This window comes from Vibrio thalassae, assembly GCF_900089835.1.
Lineage (GTDB): Bacteria > Pseudomonadota > Gammaproteobacteria > Enterobacterales > Vibrionaceae > Vibrio > Vibrio thalassae.
Genome location: NZ_OANU01000045.1, coordinates 61,610 through 82,503, shown reverse-complemented (window position 1 = coordinate 82,503; position 20,894 = coordinate 61,610). Strand labels below are relative to the sequence as shown.

Below are 20,894 nucleotides of genomic sequence, written 5' to 3'. Positions count from 1 at the left end.
CTCACTCAAATTCGCTATTTCAAAAAGGTCTGTGCCTGACCATTTTCTTCTGCTAACCACTCCGCTACATCTTTAGCGAAGTACGTCAGGATACCATCAGCACCAGCACGCTTGAAGCACAGTAACGACTCAAACACCGTCTCACGCTCTTTTAACCAGCCATTCTGAATAGCGGCTTTGTGCATAGCGTATTCGCCCGATACTTGATAGGCAAACGTCGGAACCTGAAGTTCGCTTTTAACGCGACGAACCACATCCAAATATGGCATTCCTGGTTTCACCATTACCATATCTGCACCTTCATTGATGTCCATTGCTACTTCATGCAACGCTTCATCACTATTGGCCGGATCCATTTGGTAGTTTTTCTTATTACCGCCCTTTAGATTCGATGCCGAGCCGACCGCATCACGGAATGGCCCGTAGTAATTTGAGGCGTATTTTGCAGAATAAGCCATGATTTGCGTATGGATATAGCCAGCTTCTTCAAGTGCTTCACGAATTCGGCCTATCCGTCCGTCCATCATGTCAGACGGAGCAACCACGTCTGCACCAGCTTCGGCATGAGATAACGCCTGTTTGACGAGTACTTCTGTCGTCTCATCATTTTGCACATAGCCATCTTCATCGATGATGCCATCTTGACCATGTGTGGTAAATGGGTCGAGCGCCACATCGGTAATCACACCCATCTGAGGTACATTTTGCTTCAGTAAACGCACTGCACGTTGCACCAAGCCCTCAGGGTTATATGCTTCTGCGGCACAAATGCTTTTAGCATCTTGTGTCACGACAGGGAACAGCGCAATGGCTGGCACGCCAAGTTGAGCTAAATATTCCGCTTCTTCCAGCATCAAGTCTATAGATAGACGCTCAATACCCGGCATAGAATCTACCGTCTCTCTGCGGTTTTTCCCCATAAGAATAAACATTGGATAGATCAAATCATCCACCGATACTTTATTCTCTGCCATCAAACGTCGGCTGAAGTCATGCTTGCGCATGCGACGCATACGTCTTGCTGGGAATTGACCTTGAATCGATACAGACACCTTTCTCTCCTTGTCTGGACAAATGCGAAAACCAAGCATATCACTCTGGTTTCAGCATGCTAGTAGTAAAATTGGAAAATGCTAAATCAGAAACGATATACTGACACCATTACTTAAACCGTGAAACAGTGATAACACGACTATGATAGATACTCACGCGCATATCTACGCGACAGAATTTGATCACGACCGTGATGAGGTAGTGCAACGGGCCAAGGCCACAGGTATTGAGCATATTTTGCTTCCCAACATCGACTTAGAGTCTATTGAACCCATGCTGGCGACTGAGGCTAAATACCCAGATATCTGCCGTTCAATGATGGGACTGCACCCTTGTTATGTTGACAGTAACGTCGATGAGACACTGAAAACCATTTATTCGTGGTTTGATAAACACCGCTTCATTGCAGTCGGAGAAATAGGCATTGACCTTTATTGGGACAAAACCTATCGCGTTGAACAAGAGCGAGCTTTTATCACCCAACTTAATTGGGCAAAGGAGTTGGGTTTACCTGTCGTTATTCATACTCGTGACTCGATTGAACAAACGCTAGCTCTTTTAAAGAATGAACAAGATGGGCAACTCAGAGGTGTCTTCCATTGTTTTGGTGGAAGTTTAGAAGAGGCTAAAGCTATCAATGATTTGGGCTTTCACTTGGGGCTCGGAGGGGTGTCAACATTCAAAAACTCTGGGATGGATAAAGTGATTCCCGAGTTGGATTTAAGTTGGGTGATTCTTGAGACTGACTGTCCTTATTTAGCCCCTGTGCCGCATCGCGGTAAACGCAATGAGCCCGCTTATACGGAACTTGTGATGCAACGTATCGCCGCTCTCCGCAACCTGAATGCCCAGCAAGTTATCGATGTTACCACTCGCAACGCAAAATCACTTTTTAAGCTGTAAGTGTTTGTTTATCAATGCCAAAACATGACACTAGCTCAAAATTGATATGTACTAATTGCATATCAATACAAAGAGTATGTGACCGAACTATATACCCAACACTTAATAATAAAAAATGCGGCCGTAGTAGCCGCTTTTTTATTACTTTCTCGATGATCACACGTCTTCTTGTTCAGACTCTTCATCGTCTCTGCGGGTATAGAACCTAGCAAAGAACAGTCCAACCTCAAACAACAAACACATTGGTATCGCAAGTAACGTCTGAGAAATAATATCTGGCGGTGTCAACATCATACCAACCACAAACGCCCCCACAATAATGTAAGGTCGTTTCTCCTTGAGACTTTCTACCGACGTTGCACCTGTCCAACATAGCAAGATAATCGCAACCGGCACTTCAAACGCAATACCAAATGCTAAGAAGAGCGCAAGTACAAAATCGAGATAACTCGAAATATCGGTCGCAAACTCTACCCCACCTAAGGAAATCGCAGTGAAGAAGCCAAATACCAAAGGAAATACCACAAAGTAAGCAAACGCTACACCGCAGTAAAACAACAGTGAGCTTGAGAACATCAACGGCATCACCAAGCGTCTTTCATGTTTATACAAACCTGGAGCAACAAATGCCCATACTTGATAAAGAATGAAAGGAACTGCAATAAAGACTGATGAGATGAGTGTGAGCTTTAGCGGTGTAAAAAATGGCGAAGCAACGTCCGTTGCAATCATCGTTGCACCCTCGGGTAGTCGCTCTACCAAAGGCTTAGAAACGAAATCATATATATCGCCAGAGAAATAAATCAGGGCCAGAAAAACCACTAGCACAGCCATAATCGCGCGCAATAGTCGACTTCTGAGCTCAAGCAAATGGCTAATCAAAGGCTGTGTCTGTTCGACGCTAGACATGAAAACCTCGAATAAAATAAAAGTGCTAAGTGAGCATCACGCCCATTGGCACTTTCGGAATGAAAACGACAAGGGCTGAAGCTCAGCCCTTATTAAGATCTTTTTCTGGAGACTCATTCTCAACAGGTTTTGTCACTTCAGCAGCGGGTGCCTCTGCACTCGCTTCTGATGTCGACGCTTTTGGTTTCTCACTCGCATAAGGACGAGTCACCTCTTGCGCGGCCTGTTTCAGTTCCTCTACCGAACTTTTCAGCTCAGGAGAGAGGTCTTCCATGCCCATTTTCTCAGCTTTTTTCAGGTTCTCTTGAAGCTCTTGCACCTTGAGTTCGTGTGAAAGCTCATCTTTGACATTATTTGCCATAGCTTTCGCAGAGCTGATAAAACGAGAAACACTTCGGATCGCAGTGGGCAGACGTTCTGGTCCTAGAACGACAAGGCCAACTACAGAAATGAGTACCAGTTCCCAAAAACCGATATCAAACACGAATTATGCCTGCTCTTTATCTTTCTTCGCTTCTGTCGATGCGTCTGCTGTTTTCTTTTGCTCGATGTTTTTTGGCTCAAAATCAGCGTCTTTAGGATCTGATTTCGCCGTTGTGTTGTCATCTTCACTCATGGCCTTCTTAAAGCCTTTCACCGCGCCACCAAGATCGCCGCCGATACCACGTAATTTCTTAGTACCAAACAGCAAAACAACGATCACGGCAATAATAAGAAGTTGCCAAATACTAATACCACCCATTCTTTCTACCCCGGGTCTTGATTAACAAATAAAAATTAATACGAGTTTATCTCTTAACGTCTGTAAGTACGCCAACTTAACAACCAAAATGTGATACCCACAGCACCTGACAATCCAGATAGCTGGTGGTATGGCCCCTCCAGCAATATGGCAGAGCATACGATTAAAGTTGCACCAACGCCAAACAAAAATTTACCGGTCCCTTGTTGCCGTTTTGTTTCACGATACCCTTGATAAAGCATATCCATGCGTTGGTTCATAGCCTTACTTTGTTTGAGGCTATCGTACAGCAACTCTGGTAGTTCGGGTAACTTTTCTGCCCAAAACGGTGCGCGTTGCTTAATTCCGTTTATGACCGCCTGCGGGCCTACTTGATTGGCCATCCATTTTTCTAAAAATGGCTTTGCGGTCTCCCATAAGTCTAGCTGCGGATAGAGCTGTCTGCCTAATCCTTCAACATAGAGCAAGGTTTTTTGTAAGAGCACCAGTTGAGGCTGTACCTCCATATTGAACCGACGCGCGGTATTAAAGAGGTTTAGCAGTACGTGGCCAAAAGAAATCTCACACAGCGGTTTGGCAAAAATAGGCTCACATACCGTGCGAATAGCAAACTCGAATTCATCAACATTGGTATCAGTTGGCACCCAACCAGAGTCGACATGCAGCTCTGCCACCTTGCGATAGTCTCGATTAAAAAAAGCAAGGAAGTTTTCCGCTAGATAACGCTTATCACCGCTACTTAGCGCCCCTACAATGCCACAATCTAATCCAATCCAAAGTGGGTTATCTGGGTGTTCATAGCTAACAAATACGTTGCCAGGATGCATATCAGCATGGAAAAAGCTATCACGAAATACTTGGGTAAAGAAGACACTTACCCCACGTTCCGCCAACAGTTTCATATTAGTGCCATTCGCTTCAAGCGCTGGAATATCAGAGACTTGAATACCGTAGATTCGCTCAGAGACCATTAAGCTTTCACTACTAAAGTCCGGCATCACCTCAGGAACGTACAGCTCTTCACTGCCCTCGAAGTTACGACGCAACTGAATAGCATTTGCCGCTTCGCGTCTTAAATCCAGCTCGTCCAATAGCGTCTTTTCATATTCGCGAACCACTTCGACAGGTTTCAAGCGGCGTGCATCAGGCAACGCTTTCGACACTATCCTAGCTAGGCGATACATCAACTTAAGATCAGCGTCGATAACAGGACGAATGTCTGGACGAATCACCTTCAAGACCACTTCTTGCCCTGTTTCTTTGAGCTTTGCGGTATGCACCTGAGCAATCGAAGCTGACGCTAAAGGTTCAATATCAAAATCATCAAACCATTGCTCAACCGGGCCACCGAGAGCCAACTCCATTTGCGACTTTGCTAAGTGTCCATCAAATGGCGACACTTGGTCTTGCAGTAAGGCCAGTTGATCAGCAATATGCGGTGGAAATAAGTCACGGCGCGTTGACATCATCTGCCCGAACTTGATCCACACCGGCCCCAGCTCTTGCAGTGCCAACCGGAGTCGTTCACCAAGTGGCTTCTCTGGATGCTTATTCTTCATCCAAAATAGGGACTTGCGTGCCAATAGCGGTGCTTTGGTAAGCTGATGAGTGGGCATTAGCTCATCAAGCCCATATTCGAGCTGAACTTTTATAATGCGATAGAGACGTTTGATTTCACTTGGCGTCATGTGTGCTCCGAACCGTCTTTAGAATCGCCCGTCGACGCAGCCTCAATTAAGCGTTCCAACCGTACACTGAGTCTTTCGGCGTGACTACGCACTTCATCCACATCATCACAAAATGCGGCTACCGCTAGTGGCGGAGGCGCTATTTTCCATTCTTCGGTTAACACTTGGCCAAGATGGTTTTGGTGCTTTGCCGCTTGAGCCGCAAAAAACGACAGCAGCCCTTTTGCCCCCTGAACCGCCGTATGCGCCACCACATCACCGGTGATTCGAGACAACCACTCTTCGAGGTCTGGCTTGCAATCGGTTAGCAGTGCTGAAAACTTCTGAGCCAGTTGGATGTCTCCCTCTAGTTCCAGTTTATCCTGCTTGATGAGCCTAGTAATATTCGCTTGCTCTTTAAGTTCAGGTAGTACCGAAAGGTTCAAAGACAGATAACAGTCTGGTTTACCCTCATAGTTCGCCAGCACATCCAGCTGATGGCTGAACACAAAAGTGAGCGACTTATTAAATTCACGCAAATGAATTTGGATAATCTGACCTTTAAGACGAGCCACGCGTTTGACCAACGCGTCATCATCTTTAATTAAAGTATTGAGCGTGGTTTCCACCACCGCGGTGACTAATGGGTCAAAGGGCATAGCTCAATCCTTAGAATTTGTATCCACGGTGCAGTGCAACAATACCACCGGTTAGGTTGAAGTATTTGGTCTGCTCAAAGCCAGCGTCTTTCATCATGCTCTCTAGAGTATCTTGGTCTGGGTGCATACGAATAGATTCAGCAAGGTAACGATAACTTTCTGCATCGTTCGCCACCAGTTCACCCATTTTCGGCAACAAGTGGAAAGAATACGCATCGTAAACTTTAGAAAGAGGCTCAAGAATAGGTTTTGAAAACTCAAGAACAAGTAGACGACCGCCAGGCTTAAGTACGCGATACATAGAGCGCAGCGCTTGGTCTTTATCGGTCACGTTACGTAGACAGAAACTGATCGTGATACAGTCAAAGTAGTTATCTGGGAAAGGCAGCTCTTCAGCATTGGCCTGAACGTAATGCACGTTACCGACAACACCGGTATCACGCAATTTATCACGACCCACATTCAACATGGAGTTGTTAATGTCAGCGAGAATAACATGGCCTTTATCGCCAACAATACGAGAGAACTTAGCCGTTAGGTCACCAGTGCCGCCGCCAAGATCGAGGATACGTTGACCCGGTCTTGCACCACTGCAATCAATAGTAAAGCGCTTCCATAAACGGTGCACACCACCAGACATCAAATCGTTCATGATGTCGTATTTTGCCGCTACCGAGTGAAATACCTCAGCAACTTTTGTCACTTTTTCTTCTTTCGCAACTGTTGTGAAACCAAAGTGAGTGGTTTCGTTTTGTTGATTAAGCTGATTTGATTGCACGTTACTATCCGTCATTATTGTTCCTCTTAGGCGGCGCAACCTCACCTACGCCGCAGAAGGTCAGTTTACTTTATCCATGTCTGGTTGTCTTTCCACCAAGGCATCATTTTGTGCAATTTCTGTCAGAGTCGGAGAAATCGAACGTTTCACTTCCACACCCAGTTGCTTAAAACTCTCTGCTTGACGGATCGCATTGCCGCGACCGGTGGCCAGTTTATTCATTGCACCTTGATAACTTTGATTGGCTTTGTCCAGTGCGCCGCCCAATCCTTCCATATCATCAACGAACAAACGCAGTTTGTCGTAGAGCTTACTGGCTTTGTCGGCGATCACCTGAGCATTCTGGTTCTGTCGATCATTACGCCAGAGGTTATCAATAGTACGTAACGCCACCAGCAACGTAGTAGGACTCACCAAAATAATGTTGTTCTCCATCGCTTCTTTCACCAAGCTCGGATCGGCTTGAATGGCCACTTGGAATGCAGGTTCTACCGGAATAAACATTAAGACGTAGTCGAGTGAACGGATGCCTTTTAATTGATGATAATCTTTTTGCGACAACCCCCGAATATGATTACGTAACGCTATCAAGTGATCGTTTAAGGCGCGCTCGCGTTCAGTGTCGGTTTCGGCATTAAAGTAGCGTTCATAAGCTACCAGTACCATTTTTGAGTCGATAACGACTTGCTTTTCTTGAGGAAGATGAACAATCACGTCCGGCTGATATCGTTTACCCGCCTCATTTTGCAAGCTAACTTGAGTTTGATACTCGTGACCTTCGCGCAATCCTGATTCCGCCAATACGCGGGCCAATACCACTTCACCCCAATTACCCTGCTGTTTATTGTCACCTTTTAGAGCTTGAGTGAGGTTCATCGCTTCTTTGGTCATCTGATCGTTGAGACGTTGGAGGTTCTTTAATTCATGAACTAAGGTATGACGCTCTTTTGCCTCTTGACTAAAGCTGTCGTTAACCTGCTTTTTGAAGCCTTCCAGCTGTTCTTTTAATGGCGATAGAATGCCTTCTAAGCTTTGGCGATTTTGGGCATCAACTTTCGCCGTTTTTGCTTCAAATACCTGATTAGCCAAACGTTCGAATTGCTCTTTTAAGCGCAGTTCAGATTGCTGTAGTAGCTCGAGTTTTTCTTGATCGGAGCGCTGTTGTTGCTGATAGGTCGCTAACTGCTCACGTAGCTCCGCTTCCGATTGAGCTCGCTGCTGCTTCACGTACTCAAGGTCGCTCGCATACTGCTGACGCTCTTGTTTCACCGCCTCGAAATAGCGCAATTTTTCCATTGCAGCCATGACTTTACCGTGTGCTTGCTTAAGCTCGAATGCCGACTTGTCTCGTTCATCATCCAACTCATCAAGCTCTTGTTTTGCCTCTTGAAGATCGTGACGTAAACGGTCAATTTCCTGCTCTAACGCGGTCTTTTCTAACTGTGCTTTTTGCTCAAACATCTGCTCCATCTGGCGTGACTTAAAATGCAGAATGACAGCCGCAGAAAATCCGAGACAAGTAGAAATAGAAGTGATTGAAAGTAGGAGGGTTTGGTTATCAATTATCCATTGCATTGTGTACGTGCCATCAGCCTAGGTTCTACAGCTAATGGTAATTTATACTGGATAAATGTCCAGATATTTACAAGGCACGCCGCTTGATGCGTGAGTTGATGATATCTTCAATAAGTTTCTGTTCGCGCTTTGCTTTTTCGTAGTTTTGTTTTTTACTCCAGCGATCTAACACCTGTTCCAGACCATGTACTCGAGCCGCTTTTTGTTGTAATTGCTTGTGTACCGATTGGCACTGCGCTTCCATGACGGCCTGCTCATATTTTTGATGATTCAGTATTTTTTGCAGCATTTGATCGACAAGATTCAGGTTCATCAACCCCATACTGTTCGTTTGTTTTGAGCCACTGTGATTTAACGTTTTTAGTTCAGACAACGCCAAAAGCTGCTTACCCAAATATTCATTTTGGCTGCGCATCGATTCCAAGTGAGCACCAATTTTGTCACGGCGCATCTCTTCAACTTGCGTCATTTTGCCAACTGCGCGAATCTTACTGTCCATAGTGAGTTGTGAGCGTTTCGCTTCCTACTGAGTTAAGGATTAGGGTTTTGAAACAGCTGTGCTAGCTGTGTTAACGATGTCTGAAAGTCCACCGCTTCATTCGCGGCTTGCAACAAATACGTTTTGAGCTGCGGGTGCATGGCAACGGCTTGGTCTAGCTCTGGGTCTTGACCTGGCTGATAGCCTCCCAAAGGAAGCAGCTCTTTCACTTGCAAATAATTGGAATACAGCTGACGGAATTGATTAGCGAGTGTACTTTGAACCTCCGGGGTACACCCAGACATACAACGACTGATCGATGCATTAATATCAATGGCAGGATAATGCCCTTGTTCAGCAAGAGTTCGTGAAAGCACCACATGACCATCTAAAATCGCCCGCGCAGAATCCACCACTGGGTCTTGTTGATCATCACCTTCTGCCAATACCGTGTAGATGGCAGTCAAGCTACCGTCGGGGTGCTCACTGTTACCCGCACGTTCTAACAGCTGCGGCAGCACACTGAATACTGATGGTGGATACCCTCTTGATGCGGGAGGCTCCCCTAATGCCAGCGCAATTTCACGCTGTGCCATGGCATAACGAGTCAATGAATCCATCAGCAACAATACGTCATTGCCTTTATCTCGAAAATACTCAGCCACTCGATGACAAAGTAGCGTCGCACGCAAGCGCATTAATGGAGACTCGTCGGCAGGCGCTGCAATAATGACGGCTTTCTTACGCGCTTCTGGCGTCAAGTTACGTTCAATAAATTCACGCACTTCACGACCACGCTCCCCGATAAGGCCAACAACAATGACATCGGCTTCGGTGTTTTGGGTAATCATTCCCATCAACACACTTTTGCCCACACCACTGCCTGCCATTAAACCAATACGCTGCCCTTTGCCTACGGTGAGCAATCCATTTATGGCACGAACGCCAACATCCAGCGGTGTATCAACCGGACGACGCTTTAAGGGATTAATGGGTTTAGGCTCTAAGGAAACGCGCTCGCCTCCTTTTAGCACTGCGCCATCATCCAAGGCTTCACCAAGCCCATTAACCACACGTCCTAACCAGTGGTTACCTAAATTCACCGAGCTATCGCCATCAAGCGGAATGACTTTGGCACCCGCGAACAAGCCTCCCAATTGTCGAACTGGCATGAGATAGGCAATGTTGTGGTCAAATCCCACCACCTGTGCCTCTATCATATTGCCTTCGTCGGTCTCAACTAGACAGCGTTGTTCAAGCTTGAATCGACATCCGACAGCCTGCAGCATTAAGCCATTCACCTTGACGAGTCGCCCCGTTACGCGCGCAACAGGGACTAGATTCAAAGAGGCAATGGCGTCATTTAAGCGATCATGAAGCAAAGGGGAAGCTGAGTTAGTCATCATTACTCGCTAAGTCAATCGGGGTAGCTTCATCCAGTAAATGCTCTTTCACAGCGTCCATACAAGACTCTAACCGAGAATCACAACTGGCATCCGCTTCCGCATCTTCTGTCATTAAGTGACAACCACCCACGGGCAGTTCCGGTTTCGCGACCAACTTCCACCCACTCGCGAGGTCAGGATTAATTTGGGTAATTCGCTCCAGATCTTGTGGGTTTAGGTGTACCGTAACCTTTTCCGTTTTACCCGGCATGGCTTCCAGTGTTTCATCCACCAACGCCAAAATTTGCTGCGGCATTAAGGTCAACTCAGCGCGAATCACCTGCTGCGCAACCTTTTGTACCAACTCACATATGATATGGCGTTGTTGCTGTTCTTTTTCTTCTTGCCAACGAGACAATGAAACATAGATATCATTGACCGGTTTGACGGCATCAAGAAACGCTTGTTTTCCCGATTGCTCACCTGAGACAAAGCCTTTTTGAAAGCCCTCTTTCTGCCCCTCAAGTAACCCCTGTTGCTTGCCTTGTTCAATACCTTGGTGCAAACCTTCTCGATGGCCACGCTCCAGCCCTTGTTGAAATCCTTCTTCAAGACGCTCTTGCACATCGAGTTGTGTCGGTGCGTCATCCCAACTTAACTCAGCAGAAAACTCGTCCACTGACGATGGCTGCGCGAGAGGTGGAAAACGGTGTTGTCTATAACCACTTGGCGGCAAATTAAAAATCGCAGTTTCCTTCATGATTTATTCCACCGTCTGCTCTTGGTACAGAGACAACTCGATTTCACCCGCTTCCGACAGCTCTTTAATGATTTGCATAATGTCATTACGAGCACGTTCAACCGCACTTACAGGCACTGCGCCGCGCAATTGCATATCGTCTTCCAGTGCTTTTACCATGCGCTGAGGCATCGAACGTTTGATAGCTTGCTGTAAGGTAATGTCTGCCCCTTTGAGTGCAACTGCCCAAAGCTCCATAGGCACTTGTTGAACCAAAGTATCCATGGTGTCTTCACGCTGCCGACCTAGCACCATAAAGTCGAACATGTTCTCTTCAATCGCACTGACGACCTCTTCGTCGTGTAACTTGAGCATTTCCATCAACATTGCACGATCACCGGAGAAGCGGTTAATAATGTCAGCGACCTGTTTAACACCAGACATTGGCGCACTTTGGCTTACCGATACTTGCTCAATACAGCGTTCAATCAACTCATTAAGATCCGCCGCCACTTGATGGTCAATATCTTGCAAGCGTGCAATGCGGTACAGCAGTTCATCATGGTAGTCTGCTGGCAGGTGGCTGAGTACAGCAGAAGAGGTCTCTGGCGGTAAATACGCCAGAAAAATGGCCTGCATTTGTGGGTGCTCTTTCGCTACAAATCTCGACAACACTTCGGCATCAACCCATTGCAGACGCTGCATATTGTTGCGAATTTCATCCCCATACAGGTTATTCAATAACCCTTTGGCTAAATCATTACCCAGCGCCTTACGTAGCGTATTAGATAAGTATTCTTTTGACGCGCCTCGAATACCACTATGCTGCCTAAAGTCCTCGAAGAAATGTTGAATAACGCTTTTGGCATTGTCACTCTTAATACCACTAAGACGAGCCATTGCTCTGGTCACTCGTTGTGTTTCATCGCGAGAGAAATGACGCAACACTTGAGCCGCCGCATCCTCGCCCATGCCTAACAGCACTAATGCTGTTCTCTCAACATGACTAAGCGTTGCTGGCGTTGACTGTGCTGTTTTCATTCACATTTACCCATTGTTTAAGTACTTCCGCTACGCGCTCAGGCTCTTCATTAGCAATAAGCTGTAGATGTTTAAGTTGAATTTCCAGCGGTGAACCCGGAGGTGGCAACATGTCACTACTCGCATCAAGACCCGAAGAGGTCGACTCAATGCCTCTTTCAGACAAGCGACGATTCAACATCTCTTCACGTTCACGCTCTTCACGAGTTTGAATATTCTCTTGGTATTCCTCTTCTTGAGGCTCAGCAAACTCCAATTCGTTACCACGCTTATCTGCACCGGTTAAATGCATGATAAGTGGGCGAAGAACAAAGAAGATCATCGCCATACCGAGCATACCGCCAATGACATAACGCAGTGGTTGTTGCACGGTTGGGTCTTGCCACCAAGGCATCGCCGGGGGCGCTTCGATTTCAATGGGAGTAAAGTTAAAGCTCATTAGGCTTAAGCTGTCTCCACGATCGGCGGAGATACCCACAGCATCGGTGATCATGGTTGAGATTTGTGCACGTTCAGCGGGTGTCCACGCCGTGCCATTGGGGGCGGCACTTTCATTAAGCAGTACCGACACACTCAACTTAGCAATTTGACCTTGCTGATATTGGGTGCGACGTACGCTGCTGCCTACCGCATATTGACGATTTAGCTCACTGCGTGCATTGGTATTTTGACTGTCGTTCGTTGGCACTTCACCGGTCACTGGCGGCTGATTACTCAGAGAGCCAGGAATGCCAAGCGCAATTTTATCAATGGTATTGTTCTGAATACTGTGCTCATTACGCACCACCGGATTGGTGTCGAGGATTTCTTGTGTCTCTTCCACTCGACTAAAATCCATATCCGCCGCGACCTGAACACGATAATTGCTTGGACCCACAATCGGCGTCAGCATATCGGCTGCTCGTTGAATGATCTGCTTCTCAACGTTTTTTTGGTACTCGAGATATTTGGCGTTCACTTTGCCGGCTTCCGCCGAACCAACATCGGCACTGAGCAAACGGCCATATTGGTCAATAACAGAAACAAATTCTGGCTTCATGCCCGTTACGCTGCCGACCACTAAGTTGATGATGGCTTCAACTTGCTCTGACTTGAGATCTTCACCCGGCTTCAATTCAAGCATCACCGATGCCGATGGTTCTTCACCTTGTTGGCGTACAAACAGTGTCTGTCTTGGAATAGCTAAGTGAACACGAGCATTAGAAATGGCATTAAGGGAAATAATGGTGCGTACTAACTCACCTTCTAGTCCATGACGATAACGCGCATTTTCCATAAATTGGCTCGTCCCCAAAGCGCTGTCTTCTTTGAGAGAATCTAATCCAGTAGGCAACTGAGCTTTAACCCCTTTCGCCGCCAAGAGCATACGAATTTTCGCCACTTGCCCTTCTGCAACTAACACTTGACCATTTTGCTCTTGCAGCCGGTAAGCAATCCCTTCAGATTCCAACACCGACACAATTTCACCAATATCAAAACGTTCTTGCTGGCTGTATAGCGGACGATAACTTTGCGAAGAGCTCCATAACGCCACCACAATGATAGCGGCAACAATCGCCGCGAGTACGGCTGACAACACCAAGTTGCGTTGGGAACTTGACCACAACTGCTTCATTTTGGTGTTGAACTCATTTATATTTGTCGATGGCGCGTTTTTCGGGGCGACATCGATGGGGCCCGCAGCCGCCACTGTTTGAGGTGTTAATTCTGACATGTTCTACACCGGCATCTTCATAATGTCTTCAAAAGACGCAACCACCTTGTTGCGAACTTGCATCAAAGCAGAAAACGACAAACTCGCTTTCTGGCTAGCAATCATAGCGCCGACAAGGTCATCACTTTGCCCAGTCTCTACCGCGGTGATTTTTTGTGAAGCTGTCGATTGATGTTGGTTCACCATATCGAGCACATTTTTCATTGCCCCAGAGAAGGCCATCGGTTCATTGACCTGATTCACATTCATTGGGTTATTGGATACCACAAAGTCAGGCTGCACATGCTGCTGCATTACCTGCATTTTTGTCAGCATCAATTGCTCTGCGGATAACGCGTTGTTTATAGGTTGCATCGCCATCAAATTTCTCCTTTACGCAGCCGAGCCAATGGCTGACTGTAGATCGATTCCTTGCTCTCGCATCGCTGCTAGTTTGTAGCGGAGTGCTCGTGTAGAAACCCCTAAAGCGTCCGCCGTTTTGGTTCGGTTCCCGCCAAATTGACGTAATTTTTCTAAGATAAATTGGAATTCTGCCTGCTTTTTGACTTCCACATGGCCCATCTGGTTTTCATTAGACGCGACAGGGTTCAAACACGGGATCTCAATCGGTAACATCAAATCATGAGCCGTAATGTAGTCACCATGGCGCATAACGAGAGCACGTTGAATTACGTTCTCCAATTCGCGAATATTACCAGGCCAGTGGTATTGGCTAAGCGCTTGTCGCGCGTCCTCTGATAGGTAGCAATTGGCTTGCTCTTTATACTTATTTATAAAGAATTGACTGATCGGCAGAATGTCATCTTTACGGTCACGAAGCGGCGGCCAATGGAGCGGTAACACATCTAAACGGTAATACAGGTCTTCCCGAAACGTCCCTTTTTGCACCTCTTGGCGAAGGTCTTTGTTGGTGGCAGCAATCACTCGAATATCCAAAGCGATCGACTTGTGACTGCCAACGCGCTCCACTTCTCTTTCCTGAAGCACACGCAACAGCTTGGCTTGAACTGCTGGTGACATCTCACCAATTTCATCCAGCAAGATGGTGCCGCCATTAGCTTCTTCGAACTTGCCAGTTTGCGATCCTGTCGCCCCAGTAAACGCTCCTTTTACGTGGCCAAATAATACGGCTTCTAGCATGGACTCAGGGATCGCTGCACAGTTAACCGCCACGAAAGGCTGTTGTGCACGAGGCGACTGATCATGAACATAACGAGCTAAGACTTCTTTGCCCGTGCCTGACTCTCCAGTAATCAACACACTGGCACTCGTGCACGCTGCGCGATGCGCCAATTGCAGTACTTGTTTACTACGCCAAGACTCCGCAACAATGTTAGCCATTGGCTTCTCTAACGCTTCAACGCGTCGAATCAAATTGACAAGTTGTGCCGCTTCAAATGGACGTAACAAGTAGTCTGTTGCGCCAGCTTTCATAGCCTCGGCCGCTAAGATACCTTGGTCTTGCTCAACAATAGCAATAGCAACGCCGGGGGCTGATTTTCGCTGGTGACACGCAATCCACTCGCGAATACTCATATCCGGTAGATTGGAGCTGACCAAACTGATAGAGCCCGCAGCCGTGAGCAGTGCAGAGCGACCCGTTCTAACATGAGTCACATTGAAGCCCTGCTCCACTAACAAATCGATGATAGGTTGAGCATTTTGCTCGCAAGGCTCGACGTAGAGAATATCCTTTTGCATTTACTGAACCTCTGTCTTCAGATCCGTTGAAGACACTATGTTGGTAGAAGGTTGACGAACCACTCGCACAGTGACTCGACGATTGTTCGCTTGACCAAACTCAGTCTCATTGCTGCTTACTGGGTAGCGCGCACCATGAGCACGAACCTCGATCAGCTTGGCTGGAGTACCCAGCTCTGTCAGCACACTGGCCACATCATCGGCACGCACTCGTGATATTTGTAAGTTGCTCAAAGACGAACCCACATTATCCGTGTGTCCATCCACCAGCACTTTTGAAATGTGGCCGTCGGCTTTGATATAGCTCGCTAATGCTTGCAGTGTTTGACGCTGTTCACTGGTGACCACTCGCTGACCAAAATCAAACTTCAGCACTAGGTCTCGTGCCTGACTGTAATTCATTTCAGGTAATTTGGAGCGGCACTTATTAAAGCTAAGGTAAGCAGACTCAATTCGAGTCGAAGGCAAAACGAAAGCATCACCAGGCTGATTGGCCATTTGTGTAGAACTCACGCGGATCCAAGCACCTCTGGTGGCAGCCGCCAATAACGCCTCAATATCCACATCAAAAATGGCATAGCCGCGCGTCGCTTTGGCGGCCTCATCAATCATGACGTGCTGCACGGGAGCATGCCAAGGCGCAGACAATTGAAATAACTGTGCTTGTTGGATGTTATTGTTCGGTAAATGCAGAACTGCCGATAATTGATTATTCGGTTCCGCATGGAAGTAAAACTTCCCCCTATTATTTGGCAAGGTTTGAGCAAGCTGACAATCAAATTCACCCTCTACAAATTGCCAATTAACCAAGTCCATCGGAATATTTACTTCCGCCGCATGTGAGATCTTAATCCCAAAAAATAACCCCATGAACAGCATTAACGAATACATCTTATTAACAGCGCAAGTAGACATCTGTATTTGACATTCTCTTGACCAAGAAAAATCTCGACATAATGAGAAATAATATTTTTTAACTAAGCCATAGATCATATTGATGTCCATTTTTATCTCTTACAAACAATACATAGAAGCCTATGTTCATAAGATAGAGACGTTCTATAAAATCCATAAACAGACCTTACAAAACATAAATTTAGATAAAATACTCACTCTGAATGTTGCAGAACATGGAATTAACATCATATTAAGATGCTGTTTTAACCATCGAATATAATTATTATTTAATTAAGCTACCTGTATTTATTTTATATTTAAAGGTGCTTTATATAGCGAAAACAAACATATGAACCAAGTTCACAGATTTACATCATGGAGCTAAAAATAAATAAAAAAACCAGAGTAGACTGACGAAAAATGACGTTTTGTTATTAAACGGCAATAGACAATTACAATTGAAAGCCCACTCAGATTACGTTTGGTAAAGATATGGATATGCAAAAATCAGCGATGCCTGATCAGGTACAAACTCTAAATGTGGAATTACTAGGGAAACCTATTCATATCATTCGCACTAAACTCGAAGAGTTATTGGTTAACTCCTGCCAACAGTTAAGTCTTGAGCTGCAGGCTTGGTTAAAAGCTCAGCACGTTCTGGTCGAGCTCGACCAAGTCGTACTGACTGAATTACCTCAAGCTAACGTAGACGCGACCAGTGTTGCTGTGCTCAAACACAACGAAGACGGCGTGCTTTATGTCGCAATGGACCCAGCCATGCTCATGCGTCTCTCTGATCAATTTTACGGCACGACGGTTGAACGCAGCGTTGGTGACCTGACTAATAGCGATTTGCGCCTATTACAGCGAATTGCAAAATGCGCCTCTCAATGGATCGCACCAGACCATGCTTGGTCCCACAATGAATTTGAGGTTATACCAGGAACTGGCATTTGCGCCACATTGTCGATTCAAGCACGTCATCAGCAGGCGCTACTCACTATCACGCTAGACAGTGCGCTGATTCAAACACTAATTGATGAGTTAGAGCTGACACCTAACCCGCATATGGCAAGCGACTTCAATCATGCTCTGCATAAAACGCCTGTCCGCTTAAACGTTCAACTGAGTAAAACTGTGTTGCCTTTAACTCAGGTTCTCAAACTTAAAGCCAACGACATTCTGCCCATTGTTCTGCTCAACAATGCTCCGGTAACGATAGGAAAACAAACCCTATTCACTGGACGTGTTGCAGAGCAAGAAGGCCAACTCGTTTTAATTTTAAATGATGATAAGGAAAACAACCGATGAGCGATTCGCCAGAACAAAGTGTCTTCGACGGTGACGAACTGCGCTTCGATGACTTTCAACTGGAAGACTTTGACACCGATGCGCCTATGGCCGCACCGATACAATCAGAGCGAGATCTAAGCTTCTTCAAAAACATCCCTGTGACAGTAACACTGGAAGTGGCGAGTAAAGAGGTGGCGTTAGGTGATCTTATGTCTGCTGGCGAAGGCAGTATTATCGAACTCGATAAGCTCAACGGCGAACCACTAGACGTGAAAGTTAATGGCTCACTAATGGGACATGCTGAAGTCGTCGTCGTCAACGAAAAATACGGTCTACGATTGATCGATGTGGTTGATTCTGCACTCACGTCAATGGGTAAGTAGTTCGTGAAACTGCGTTTAGCTGGTATCGCTTACCCTTCAAATCTTCGCCTGCTCATCATTAGTTTGGTCATCGTCTTAACAGGTTTGTTTGCTCACCCTGCGCTCGCGGATAACGGACTGACTTTTCTTACCGTTAACGATGGTCAATCAGAGCAAGAATACAGTGTAAAGCTGCAGATTTTGCTCTTGATGACCGCTTTGAGCTTTTTGCCTGCGTTCATTTTGATGGCCACCAGCTTTACTCGCATTATCGTGGTATTAGCCATATTGCGTCAGGCTCTGGGTTTGCAGCAAAGTCCACCCAATCGAGTCTTGATTGGCATTGCGCTCAGTCTGAGTATTCTCATTATGCGCCCCGTATGGAGTGACATTTATGAACATGCTTTCAAGCCTTATGACCAAGGTGAAATCACGTTAATGCAGGCTTTTGCGACTGCCGAAAAGCCCGTTCGTCACTTTATGTTGGCGCAGACCCAGCGCAATTCTCTTGAACAAATGCTACGAATTGCCAACGAACCCGTGGACTCAAACGTCGACGACATTTCGTTTGCCATTGTCCTTCCCGCTTTTGTAATCAGTGAGCTAAAGACCGCTTTTCAAATTGGTTTTATGTTGTTTATTCCGTTCTTAATCATCGATTTGGTCGTGGCCAGTGTATTGATGGCAATGGGGATGATGATGCTATCACCTTTGATTGTCTCACTGCCTTTCAAGCTGGTGGTCTTTGTCTTGGTGGATGGTTGGGCAATGACGGTCGGAACCTTATCAGCCAGCTTTAGCACGGGATAAGAGCAAAGATCATGACTCCAGAATTGACTGTTACTCTGTTTTCAGACGCCGTTTGGCTCATCATCCTTATCGTTATGGTATTGGTGGTACCGGGATTGCTGGTGGGTTTGGTGATAGCGGTATTTCAAGCCGCAACACAAATCCAAGAACAAACACTGAGCTTTTTACCTAAATTACTGGCCACACTATTGATGGTCATTTTTGCTGGTCATTGGATGCTACGTAAGATCATGGAACTGTTTGATTTCTTATTCCATAACATTCCCGGGATGATTGGCTGATGCAAGTTACGTTTGCCGAAATTTCTCAATGGTTAGGTCAGTTATGGTGGCCCTTTTTCAGGATTGGGGCTGCCTTTCTGGCCATGCCATTTTTTGGCGACGCGTTAATTCCAGTGTGGATTAGAGCACTGCTTGCTCTATCGATAGTCGTGATCACCGCTCCCCTAATGCCAGCCATGCCTGCTGTCGATCTGCTCTCAATGACGTCACTGTTTTTAGCGTTTGAGCAAGCTATGTGGGGACTGTTTTTTGGCCTAATACTGCACTTTTTTTTCACCATCTTCACCATGCTAGGGCAAATCGTATCGCTACAAATGGGATTGGGTATGGCCATCATGAACGACCCGGTTAACGGTTTGTCTGTGGCCATTCTAGGACGCATTTTCCTATTACTGTGTACGCTGCTGTTCCTTTCTCTTGAGGGCCATCTTCTGGTCATCGATATTTTGGTGCAAAGTTTTGTCGTGTGGCCGGTCGGGTCTGGCATCACCATCGCCTCTTTAGACAATATCGTCTCTTTGTTTGGGTGGATGTTTGCTTCTGCCTTAGCTTTAGCGTTACCTGCCATTGTTTCCATGTTGCTGGCAAACATCAGTTTTGGTGTCATGAACCGTGCAGCGCCTAGTTTGAACGTCTATGCCTTGGGTTTTCCTATGACCATGTTACTTGGTTTATTTAGTGTCTTGCTGACCGTCAGCGGCATACCAAGCCGCTACACTGCGTTAGTGCATGAAACATTAAACCAATTGAACCTATTTATGCTGGGGGGCGCATGAGCGAACAATCCAGCCAAGATAAAACTGAAAAAGCCTCGCCCCAGAAAATCAAAAAAGCGAGGCAAGAAGGACAAATACCGCGAGCTAAAGAATTCACGACAGCGGTATTATTTCTCATTGTCGCCATCTACTTTTACAACCAGATCGGCCGTATTTGGGAACATATCTCTGGTGTATTTCGTTTCAATATGGCGCTTACCCGTCACGACCTAGAAAGCCCACAGCAAATGATAGAGCAGTTGGGGCAAAGCCTTGGCATCATCATTGAGTTGTTACTGCCGCTCTTTATGGTGATTGTTATCGCCGCTATCGGCAGTAGCATGATACTTGGAGGCTGGATGTTCCGCCCTGCCAATATTCAGCCAAAGCTGAGCAAACTCAATCCGATTTCAGGTATCGGCCGTATGTTTTCCACGCGCTCATTGGTTGAGCTTCTGAAATCATCCCTCAAAGTCTCTGTGATTTTTGCTTTGCTATATAGCTACCTCGATAGCAATTTTTCTCAACTGCTTGGCATGCAAAAGCTGACTTTATCTCAAGGTATTACTCTGGTGATGACCATCTTATTTGAAGGCTTGTTATTGATGGGGGTCGCGCTGCTTATTTTCGGCGTTCTGGATATTCCTTACCAACGTTGGGAGCATCTCAAGCAACTCAGAATGACCAAGCAGGAGCTCAAAGAAGAGTACAAAAATAATGAAGGTCGCCCGGAAGTAAAACAGCGTATTCGTCAGATTCAACAGCAGTTTGCGCGCCGAAAAATCGACAAAGCCGTGCCTAAAGCCGATGTGGTGATCACCAACCCTACGCACTACGCAGTAGCTCTAAAATACGATACCTCTTTGTCAGACGCCCCCTTTGTGGTGGCAAAAGGGATCGACGAAACCGCGATGCACATTCAACGCATTGCCCGCGAAAATCAGGTGGAAATCTTGCACTCGCCACCGTTAACGCGCTCTATCTACTACACCACGGCCATAGAACAAGCGATCCCGAGCCAGCTCTATATCGCCGTGGCACATATTTTAACTTACGTGATGCAATTAAAGGCATTTCGCCAAGGCTCGGGAGAGAAACCACTACCACTTCCCGTGTTTTCCATACCGAAACATTTGCAGCACTAACGGATAA

The 20,894-nt window shown here is 46.3% G+C and carries 23 protein-coding genes; 7 read left to right on the top strand and 16 right to left on the bottom strand.

What is annotated here, in order from left to right:
* Positions 1–14: 14 nt before the first annotated feature.
* Entirely contained in the window at positions 15–1,052 is a 1,038-nt protein-coding gene (hemB, locus tag VTH8203_RS13705) for a porphobilinogen synthase (RefSeq protein WP_096994180.1), read from the bottom strand.
* A 142-nt stretch (positions 1,053–1,194) separates the two neighbouring features.
* On the opposite strand from hemB, the gene VTH8203_RS13700 reads away from it, so the two are divergent.
* On the top strand, positions 1,195–1,956 hold the full coding sequence (locus VTH8203_RS13700; RefSeq protein WP_096994179.1) for a TatD family hydrolase: 762 nt from the start codon (positions 1,195–1,197) through the stop codon (positions 1,954–1,956).
* 156 nt (positions 1,957–2,112) lie between these two features.
* Here VTH8203_RS13700 and tatC read toward each other — a convergent pair whose 3' ends face one another.
* The 15 genes from tatC to VTH8203_RS13625 all read right to left on the bottom strand — a co-directional run bounded on the left by tatC (position 2,113) and on the right by VTH8203_RS13625 (position 16,349).
* Positions 2,113–2,865, bottom strand: coding sequence for a twin-arginine translocase subunit TatC (gene tatC / locus VTH8203_RS13695; RefSeq protein WP_096994178.1), 753 nt, complete (start codon positions 2,863–2,865; stop codon positions 2,113–2,115).
* 82 nt (positions 2,866–2,947) lie between these two features.
* Positions 2,948–3,349 (bottom strand): Sec-independent protein translocase protein TatB, encoded by a 402-nt coding sequence (tatB, locus tag VTH8203_RS13690; RefSeq protein ID WP_096994177.1) that lies wholly within the window; start codon positions 3,347–3,349, stop codon positions 2,948–2,950.
* A gap of 3 nt (positions 3,350–3,352) precedes the next feature.
* Positions 3,353–3,607 (bottom strand): Sec-independent protein translocase subunit TatA, encoded by a 255-nt coding sequence (tatA, locus tag VTH8203_RS13685; protein ID WP_096994176.1) that lies wholly within the window; start codon positions 3,605–3,607, stop codon positions 3,353–3,355.
* A gap of 53 nt (positions 3,608–3,660) precedes the next feature.
* On the bottom strand, positions 3,661–5,295 hold the full coding sequence (gene ubiB, locus VTH8203_RS13680; RefSeq protein WP_096994175.1) for a ubiquinone biosynthesis regulatory protein kinase UbiB: 1,635 nt from the start codon (positions 5,293–5,295) through the stop codon (positions 3,661–3,663).
* Positions 5,292–5,933, bottom strand: coding sequence for a ubiquinone biosynthesis accessory factor UbiJ (locus tag VTH8203_RS13675; protein WP_096994174.1), 642 nt, complete (start codon positions 5,931–5,933; stop codon positions 5,292–5,294). Before VTH8203_RS13675 ends, ubiB begins: the two co-directional genes overlap by 4 nt.
* Positions 5,934–5,943: 10 nt before the next feature.
* The gene (gene ubiE, locus VTH8203_RS13670) at positions 5,944–6,726 is read right to left on the bottom strand and encodes a bifunctional demethylmenaquinone methyltransferase/2-methoxy-6-polyprenyl-1,4-benzoquinol methylase UbiE (protein ID WP_096994173.1); all 783 of its coding nucleotides are present in this window, start codon (positions 6,724–6,726) and stop codon (positions 5,944–5,946) included.
* Between the two features lie 45 nt (positions 6,727–6,771).
* The gene (gene rmuC, locus VTH8203_RS13665) at positions 6,772–8,181 is read right to left on the bottom strand and encodes a DNA recombination protein RmuC (RefSeq protein ID WP_370739233.1); all 1,410 of its coding nucleotides are present in this window, start codon (positions 8,179–8,181) and stop codon (positions 6,772–6,774) included.
* Between the two features lie 172 nt (positions 8,182–8,353).
* Complete coding sequence (fliJ, locus tag VTH8203_RS13660; protein WP_096994171.1) at positions 8,354–8,785, bottom strand: flagellar export protein FliJ; 432 nt, start codon at positions 8,783–8,785, stop codon at positions 8,354–8,356.
* A gap of 32 nt (positions 8,786–8,817) precedes the next feature.
* Positions 8,818–10,167 carry a flagellar protein export ATPase FliI gene (gene fliI / locus VTH8203_RS13655; protein WP_096994170.1) on the bottom strand — a complete coding sequence of 450 codons (1,350 nt, stop codon included), beginning with the start codon at positions 10,165–10,167 and terminating at the stop codon, positions 8,818–8,820.
* On the bottom strand, positions 10,160–10,909 hold the full coding sequence (gene fliH, locus VTH8203_RS13650) for a flagellar assembly protein FliH (RefSeq protein ID WP_096994169.1): 750 nt from the start codon (positions 10,907–10,909) through the stop codon (positions 10,160–10,162). Before fliH ends, fliI begins: the two co-directional genes overlap by 8 nt.
* Before the next feature lie 3 nt (positions 10,910–10,912).
* Positions 10,913–11,929 (bottom strand): flagellar motor switch protein FliG, encoded by a 1,017-nt coding sequence (locus VTH8203_RS13645; protein ID WP_096994168.1) that lies wholly within the window; start codon positions 11,927–11,929, stop codon positions 10,913–10,915.
* Positions 11,895–13,643 carry a flagellar basal-body MS-ring/collar protein FliF gene (fliF, locus tag VTH8203_RS13640; RefSeq protein ID WP_096994167.1) on the bottom strand — a complete coding sequence of 583 codons (1,749 nt, stop codon included), beginning with the start codon at positions 13,641–13,643 and terminating at the stop codon, positions 11,895–11,897. Before fliF ends, VTH8203_RS13645 begins: the two co-directional genes overlap by 35 nt.
* Positions 13,644–13,646: 3 nt before the next feature.
* Positions 13,647–14,003: a flagellar hook-basal body complex protein FliE gene (gene fliE / locus VTH8203_RS13635; protein ID WP_096994166.1), complete on the bottom strand. Its 357-nt coding sequence runs from the start codon at positions 14,001–14,003 to the stop codon at positions 13,647–13,649.
* Between the two features lie 12 nt (positions 14,004–14,015).
* On the bottom strand, positions 14,016–15,344 hold the full coding sequence (locus VTH8203_RS13630; protein WP_096994165.1) for a sigma-54 dependent transcriptional regulator: 1,329 nt from the start codon (positions 15,342–15,344) through the stop codon (positions 14,016–14,018).
* Positions 15,345–16,349 (bottom strand): MotY family protein, encoded by a 1,005-nt coding sequence (locus VTH8203_RS13625; RefSeq protein ID WP_096994164.1) that lies wholly within the window; start codon positions 16,347–16,349, stop codon positions 15,345–15,347.
* A gap of 384 nt (positions 16,350–16,733) precedes the next feature.
* Here VTH8203_RS13625 and VTH8203_RS13620 point away from each other — a divergent pair, with 384 nt between their 5' ends.
* From VTH8203_RS13620 to flhB, 6 genes are read left to right on the top strand one after another with little or no spacing between them, the layout of a single operon-like run.
* The gene (locus VTH8203_RS13620; protein WP_244181215.1) at positions 16,734–17,552 is read left to right on the top strand and encodes a FliM/FliN family flagellar motor switch protein; all 819 of its coding nucleotides are present in this window, start codon (positions 16,734–16,736) and stop codon (positions 17,550–17,552) included.
* Positions 17,549–17,917 (top strand): flagellar motor switch protein FliN, encoded by a 369-nt coding sequence (gene fliN / locus VTH8203_RS13615; RefSeq protein WP_096994163.1) that lies wholly within the window; start codon positions 17,549–17,551, stop codon positions 17,915–17,917. Before VTH8203_RS13620 ends, fliN begins: the two co-directional genes overlap by 4 nt.
* A gap of 48 nt (positions 17,918–17,965) precedes the next feature.
* Positions 17,966–18,706 (top strand): flagellar type III secretion system pore protein FliP, encoded by a 741-nt coding sequence (fliP, locus tag VTH8203_RS13610; RefSeq protein WP_370739232.1) that lies wholly within the window; start codon positions 17,966–17,968, stop codon positions 18,704–18,706.
* Positions 18,707–18,717: 11 nt separating this feature from the next.
* Positions 18,718–18,987 (top strand): flagellar biosynthesis protein FliQ, encoded by a 270-nt coding sequence (gene fliQ, locus VTH8203_RS13605; RefSeq protein WP_096994162.1) that lies wholly within the window; start codon positions 18,718–18,720, stop codon positions 18,985–18,987.
* Entirely contained in the window at positions 18,987–19,763 is a 777-nt protein-coding gene (gene fliR / locus VTH8203_RS13600; RefSeq protein WP_096994161.1) for a flagellar biosynthetic protein FliR, read from the top strand. The genes fliQ and fliR overlap by 1 nt, the downstream gene beginning before the upstream one ends.
* Positions 19,760–20,887 carry a flagellar biosynthesis protein FlhB gene (gene flhB / locus VTH8203_RS13595; protein ID WP_096994160.1) on the top strand — a complete coding sequence of 376 codons (1,128 nt, stop codon included), beginning with the start codon at positions 19,760–19,762 and terminating at the stop codon, positions 20,885–20,887. Before fliR ends, flhB begins: the two co-directional genes overlap by 4 nt.
* The last annotated feature ends 7 nt before the right edge of the window (positions 20,888–20,894 follow it).